This window comes from Arthrobacter sp. NPDC056493 (genome assembly GCF_042795115.1).
Lineage (GTDB): Bacteria > Actinomycetota > Actinomycetes > Actinomycetales > Micrococcaceae > Arthrobacter.
In genome coordinates this window covers 58,347-64,104 of record NZ_JBHTSL010000023.1, presented here as the reverse complement: position 1 = coordinate 64,104, position 5,758 = coordinate 58,347, and the positions used below count along the sequence as shown (strand labels likewise).

Annotated in this window: 6 protein-coding genes; all 6 read right to left on the bottom strand. The window is 61.7% G+C overall.

Annotated elements, in window-relative coordinates; translation table 11 throughout:
• Positions 1–272: MFS transporter (locus ACFQ50_RS11640; RefSeq protein ID WP_377995691.1), on the bottom strand; the 272-nt coding region annotated here is incomplete at its 3' end.
• 359 nt (positions 273–631) lie between these two features.
• Entirely contained in the window at positions 632–1,135 is a 504-nt protein-coding gene (locus ACFQ50_RS11635; protein ID WP_377995690.1) for an HtaA domain-containing protein, read from the bottom strand.
• A 486-nt stretch (positions 1,136–1,621) separates the two neighbouring features.
• The gene (locus ACFQ50_RS11630; RefSeq protein WP_377995689.1) at positions 1,622–2,608 is read right to left on the bottom strand and encodes a ketopantoate reductase family protein; all 987 of its coding nucleotides are present in this window, start codon (positions 2,606–2,608) and stop codon (positions 1,622–1,624) included.
• A gap of 29 nt (positions 2,609–2,637) precedes the next feature.
• Positions 2,638–3,429, bottom strand: a complete 792-nt coding sequence (locus tag ACFQ50_RS11625) for an HpcH/HpaI aldolase/citrate lyase family protein (protein ID WP_377995688.1) — start codon at positions 3,427–3,429, stop codon at positions 2,638–2,640.
• Positions 3,426–4,919 (bottom strand): aldehyde dehydrogenase family protein, encoded by a 1,494-nt coding sequence (locus ACFQ50_RS11620; RefSeq protein WP_377995687.1) that lies wholly within the window; start codon positions 4,917–4,919, stop codon positions 3,426–3,428. Before ACFQ50_RS11620 ends, ACFQ50_RS11625 begins: the two co-directional genes overlap by 4 nt.
• Before the next feature lie 42 nt (positions 4,920–4,961).
• Positions 4,962–5,758: SDR family NAD(P)-dependent oxidoreductase (locus ACFQ50_RS11615; protein ID WP_377995686.1), on the bottom strand; the 797-nt coding region annotated here is incomplete at its 5' end.

The window sequence follows — 5,758 nt, the reverse complement described above, 5'->3', positions numbered from 1 at the left end:
AAAAGCCCGATACCGCTGAGGATAATCGGTTTGCGGCCGACGACGTCGGAGAGTTTCGCGTAGACGGGCACCGAGACGGCCTGCGCCAACAGGTAAGCGGAAAAAAGCCACGGAAACGACGTGAAGCCGCCAACGTCGTCAACGATGGAAGGCACCGCCGTCGCCACGATCGTCGAATCGATCGCCACCAGACCCGTCGCCAGCATCAGCGCAATAAGGATGGGTCCCCGCCGCGAACGGAATCCGACTCCTTCGGCAGTCGTCGTCGTCATTAAATCTCATTCCCGTTGTCATCAAAGGAGGGTGTGAGCGCGCAGCCCCGTTACGGCCCCAAGTGAGCGTCACTTAGGCAGGTTTTCGACAAAGTGTCAGCTATAGCGGCGATCGTTGATCCTGAGAACGCGGCTGCGGTCCTCACCCAGGCCGCGAAAAGGGTTACGTCATGTCTCAGCGCCTCGAAAGATAAACAGGCACAGGGTGTCGGCAACCCGGGTCATTTCGAAATAACTGCGCGATTGAGGTGCATCTGCAAGAAAAATGCACGGCGGTTTTCCGATGCTCGCAGGCTCGGGACGCCGAATTCCGTTCCCTCCTGGTCTTGCGTTGGGCCGTTCTAAGGGGTTGTACCCAGCTAGTGGCGATCCAACCATCCTGTCACGGCGCGGATAGTCACAGGATCAAACGATTCACCTGCGGGATAAATACCGTCAAATATGGCAGTTCCCTCGGCCGTCAATCGAGTGGGTAGAGCAGACCACATGGCAACTCCCTCCATTACGGACGGGGCTGCGAACTCTAGGGAGGCAAGAGGAATCCTGGAGGATTCTGTGTTGGGGATGGCGATGCTGAGGTATGAGCCGCGCTCGGAAAATGTAACCCATGGATCACATATTTCGACCCGTAGCACGCCATGATGTGCCAAGAACTGCACTTCACCACAGAACTTTAATGTCATAGTGTCGACTTTCGGGTCAACGACGACTTGAGCAGCATCGGGCCCGAAGTAAAACTTCCCCGTCGTCGTTGGTGCAGCAGCACCTATCACCGATGTGGTGGCATCACCAGTGTGGGCAAGATAGTTCAAAAAACTAGCCTTGACCCCCCAAACAAGGCCTACTTCAGGTGCTTCCGACATATTTTGACTCCTAACTGGAACCGTCTGAATTACTTGCACTACCCAGCCCCTAGCCTCGACATCCTCGCAGCCATCATCGGTTGGAGGTATCTTAGGCAGGCTAAACGTCTAGACCAACGAATGCCCCGAAGTTTGAAATCCGCTGCAGTTGTCTATCCCGGCACCTAGTGGAATCCGTAGTTCCTGCGGGTTGAGCCGCGCGTGCGGCTGGGGCGGTGTCCACCAAGGGGATTCGTTACCAATCGAGCACCAAGCAGTCTGTCAGGGCCAAGAACCTGTCGAATCAGTCGCTCCTAGCAACGGGACATCCGTCGCGCAGACGGGAATAGACGGCACTCGGATCACTATGGTTCGCTGGTGGCGAGTGGATCCCAGTCCTCAGATGGGCAGGAATGGAGCAGTCATTCGACATTGGCCTATCTTTCGTGCTGTTGACGTGGTCGTTAGTGCGGTACGACTGCGGGCCCTCCGGTCCGGGCATGAAAGCTATCTGGTGGTGTCATGATATTGGCCCGCGGCGCGGGCGCGCTGGGTGGCCAGTTCGATGGCCAGGTCAAGGTTGGGGGTCGGGACCTGCACGAGTTCGGCCAGGTCGAGGGGGACGCGGAGCATGGCGTCGATCTCCATGGGTCGGGCAGCCAACAGATCCTGGGCGATGCTCTGGAGATGGCTGGACTTCGCCAGCTTGTTCAGTCCTTCGTCGGGCTCTCCCGGCTCGCAGCCCAAAGCACGGGCGATGGCGGCGCCCTCGTCTGCCATGGCCTTGGCGGTGCCGGCAATGGCTGGTTTGTTAAGGACGTCCTTCATGGGCGAGGCGGTGAGGACGGCCAATGAGCCGCCGATGAGGTTCATTAGCAGTTTGGCCCAGACAGCGTCACGGATCTTCGGCGTGACAGTGACCTCCAGACCGCTGGGGTTCAGGAGCGACGCCAGAGCATCGAGCCTTCCGTCGGGCCGACCGTCGGGGCGTCCGATGACCAGGCGGTTAACGGGGTTCCCGGCACGAATCACCCCTGGTCCGATTACACTGCAGGCAGTGTAAGCCACCGCGCCCACGGCACGCTCTGGGCCGATGTGGTCCCACAGCGCCTGTTCCGGATCCAGCCGGCGAAGCTGGGTGCCGTCCAAGGCTCCGCCGTGGGAATGGAAGTACCACCAGGGAATGCCGTTCATGACGAACAGCACCAGGCTGTCCTTGTGGAGCAGGGAACCGATGTGCTCGGCGATGCTTGGCAGGGACGGGGCTTTGACCGCGACGATGACGATGTCCTGGGGGCCCAGATCGGCGGGTCGGTCAGTCGCTGCCGGATGAGAGACGAGTGTTCCGTCACGGGTTTCCACCCGCAGCCCGTGCTCCCGGATCGCGGCCAGCTGCTCACCTCGGGCGATCAGCGAGACCTCCGCTTCACTGTCGGCAAGGCGGCCGGCGATGTGTCCGCCGACGGCCCCTGCACCGTATATGCAGATTTTCATATGTGCTCCCTGTTCTGTTCGCATTTCGGTCAGGCGAACTGCTTGCGTTTTTGTGCCGCGGCACCGCTGAGGAAAGTGATGTCGTTGCCGGTGGAAACGAAGCCCGCGCCGAGGTCCAGATATTGACGGACAAGGTCCGGGCGTCCGCCCAGCCCGCCGATGCCCACGGCCTTTCCGTGTGCCCGGCAAGCATGGATGACCTGAAGAAATGCCTTGTGTACCTCGGGGTGATCGACCTGTCCTGCCAGGCCCAGTTCCGCGCTGAGGTCGCTTGCGCCCACGAGGAGCATGTCCACCCCATCCACGGCGGCGATGTCCTCTACCGCGTCCAGACCGGTGCGTGATTCGATCATCGCTACCACCATGGAGGCCTGGTCGAGCTCACGGATGGTCTCATCGGCAGGAAGGGACCGGTAGTTGAGCTGGGGTGCGGCACCTGAAAAGGAGCGGATACCCAGGGGTGCGTGCTTCACGGCACTCACGGCTGCACGTGCCTCGTCGGCGGACTGCACCCCGGGCACGATGATGCCCATCGCTCCGGCATCCATGACTTTGGCGATGAAGAACGGGTCGGGCCCGGGGACGCGGACCAGGGGAGTGACGCCGAGGGCGTTGCATGCCATGCAGATTTGGCCGGCGGCTTCCAGGGGAAAGCTGCTGTGCTCCATGTCAATGTAGACGGATTCGAACCCTGCCGTGTGGGCGATGGAGGCGATGTCGACCGTCCGTACAAGTCGGATGGTCATCGAGAAGACCGGCTCGCCCCGGGAGAGTTTTTCTTTTGCGAGGTTGCGTAGCAGGGGTGTGTTTTCGTTGTTCATTCGCTGATGGCTCCTGCCGCGGAATGGATGTGTTCAGCCGAACCGAACAGTTCCGGCAATGCTTGTGCCTCGTCTTCGAATCCGTAGACGGATTTGACCTCGAGATACTCTTCGAGCCCGAACCTGCCCATCGACCGGCCAATGCCGGACTGCTTGTATCCACCCATGGGGGTGTAGGAATCCGTGGGTGCGCCGTTGTAGCTGATGCGCCCGGCACGAAGCCGGTTCACGACACGATGGGGATTCGTCCTTTGGCCACCGAAGACGTAGCCTCCGAGCCCATAGGGGGAATCGTTGGCGATGCGCAGGGCATCGTCCTCGTCGCGGTAGGGAAGGACCGCCAGGACGGGTCCGAAGATTTCCTCCCGGGCTATAGTCATGTCCGGTGTGACTCCGGTGAAGACTGTGGGTTCGATGAAATAGCCGCGGTCCAGACCTTCGGGGCGCTCCAGGCCGCCGGTGACCAGGCGGGCGCCCTCGTCGAGCCCGCTCTGGATGAGGTCCCTGATCGATTTGTACTGGGCGGCGCTGACGACGGGCCCCATGGTCGTCGAGCCCTGCAGCGGGTCACCGAGCCGGAAGCGCTGGGCCTCATCAACGAGGAAGGGTATGACCTGATCGATCTGGCTTTCGTGCACCAGCATCCGGCTGGGGGCATGGCAGGACTGGCCGGCGTTGAAGAAGGCGCGTTGGATATTCCAGCGAGCGGCCTCTTCGAGGTTGGCGTCGGGCAGCACAATGTTGGCCGACTTTCCGCCGAGTTCGAGACACACCTTTTTCACGGTGCCTGCGGCCGCTGCTCCTACCTGCTTGCCGGCGGCGGTGGACCCCGTGAACGAGATCATGTCCACGCCCGGGTGACTGGACAGCGCATCGCCGACCTCGCGGCCCCTGCCGTTCACCAGGTTGAACACACCCGCCGGGACGCCGGCTTCGTGCAGCACGCGGGCCATGAGCGTTCCACTCGCAGCAGAGTTAAGGCTGGGCTTGACGACCATGGTGCACCCGGCGGCCAGACCATAGATCAGCTTGATCACGCCGGTCTGGATCGGCCAGTTCCACGGTGAGATCAGCGCGCAGACGCCGATCGGCTCCCGGCGGACGATGGCGTTGCCAATACGCGACTCAAAAGGATACTCGCGCAGAATATCGCGGGCGACCCTCATATGTTCGGCCGGGCCAGCAACCTGGGCTCGGTTGCTGACCGGAATACCGACCTCGCGGGCAATCAGCTCCGCGAACTCATCGGCGTACGACTCGTAGACGTCAATGACGCGGTCGATCAATGCGATCCGCTCTGCAACGGGGGTGGTAGAAAAGCCTTCAAAGGCCTTGCGGGCGGCGTCGACTGCCCGGTCTACATCGACTGCACTTCCAAGGGTGACCCGAGCAAAGGGTTCCTCGCGGGTGGGGTCGATCAGCTCCACCTCACGCGGTTCGATCGGGTCAACCCATTGGCCGTCGATGTAAAGGTGCGGGTACTGCTTCATGGCGTGGGGTCTCCTCAGACTGTGTGTGCCGTGTCCGGTAGGTCAGCTGCTGTGGGTGTAGCCGCCGTCGCAGGCGATCGTCTGGCCGGTGATGAACGCCGATGCCGGTGTGGCCAGGAAGAACATGACGCCGACCAGGTCGGTGGGGACCATGCCGCGCGGGATGCACTGCTGGGATGCCGCGCGCTCACGGCCCTCCGCTGTGGGATTGACGGTGCGCTCTACCTCCGTGGCGACCATGCCCGGCCGCACGCAGTTGACGGTAATTCCGTAACCACCGAGTTCACGTGCCAGGGAGTTGGTCATCCCGATGACCGCCGACTTGGAGGTGACGTAATGCAGGTAGTTCACGGTGCCACGGGTCACCGAGTCCGATGAAACGTTGACTATGCGGCCGAAGCCGGCCCTGCGCATATGGGCAGCGACGGCCCGGACGCAGAGGTAGGTTCCGGTGACGTTGACCTTCAGCACCTGTTCCCACTGCGCCAGGGGGATCTCATCGAACGGACCCTTCTCGATGGTCGCGAAGACTGAGGCGTTGTTGATCAACACATCAATCCGACCCCACTTTTCAATGACGGTGTCGACCATGGCCGCAACGGACGCCTCGTCGGCCACGTTCACCCTGACGGCCAAACCGAGCCCGCCGGCGTCATGAATCTCCTCGACGACAGCGTTGGCCTTGTCAAGGTCGAGATCGGCCACCACGGCAAGAGCTCCGGCTGCCGCGAACTGGCGCGCCCGGTCGCGGCCCGTACCCCGGCCGGCGCCCGGGTTAAGGGCAAACCCCGCCAAAAACCGGAAAAACCCCGGTAAATTATAAAAAAAAACCAGCCCAC

Excerpts from the sequence above, each read along its gene's own strand:
- ACFQ50_RS11635 (WP_377995690.1), bottom strand. The coding sequence starts at position 1,135 with ATGTCGGAAGCACCTGAAGTAGGCCTTGTTTGGGGGGTCAAGGCTAGT.
- ACFQ50_RS11630 (WP_377995689.1), bottom strand. The coding sequence starts at position 2,608 with ATGAAAATCTGCATATACGGTGCAGGGGCCGTCGGCGGACACATCGCC.
- ACFQ50_RS11625 (WP_377995688.1), bottom strand. The coding sequence starts at position 3,429 with ATGAACAACGAAAACACACCCCTGCTACGCAACCTCGCAAAAGAAAAA.
- ACFQ50_RS11620 (WP_377995687.1), bottom strand. The coding sequence starts at position 4,919 with ATGAAGCAGTACCCGCACCTTTACATCGACGGCCAATGGGTTGACCCG.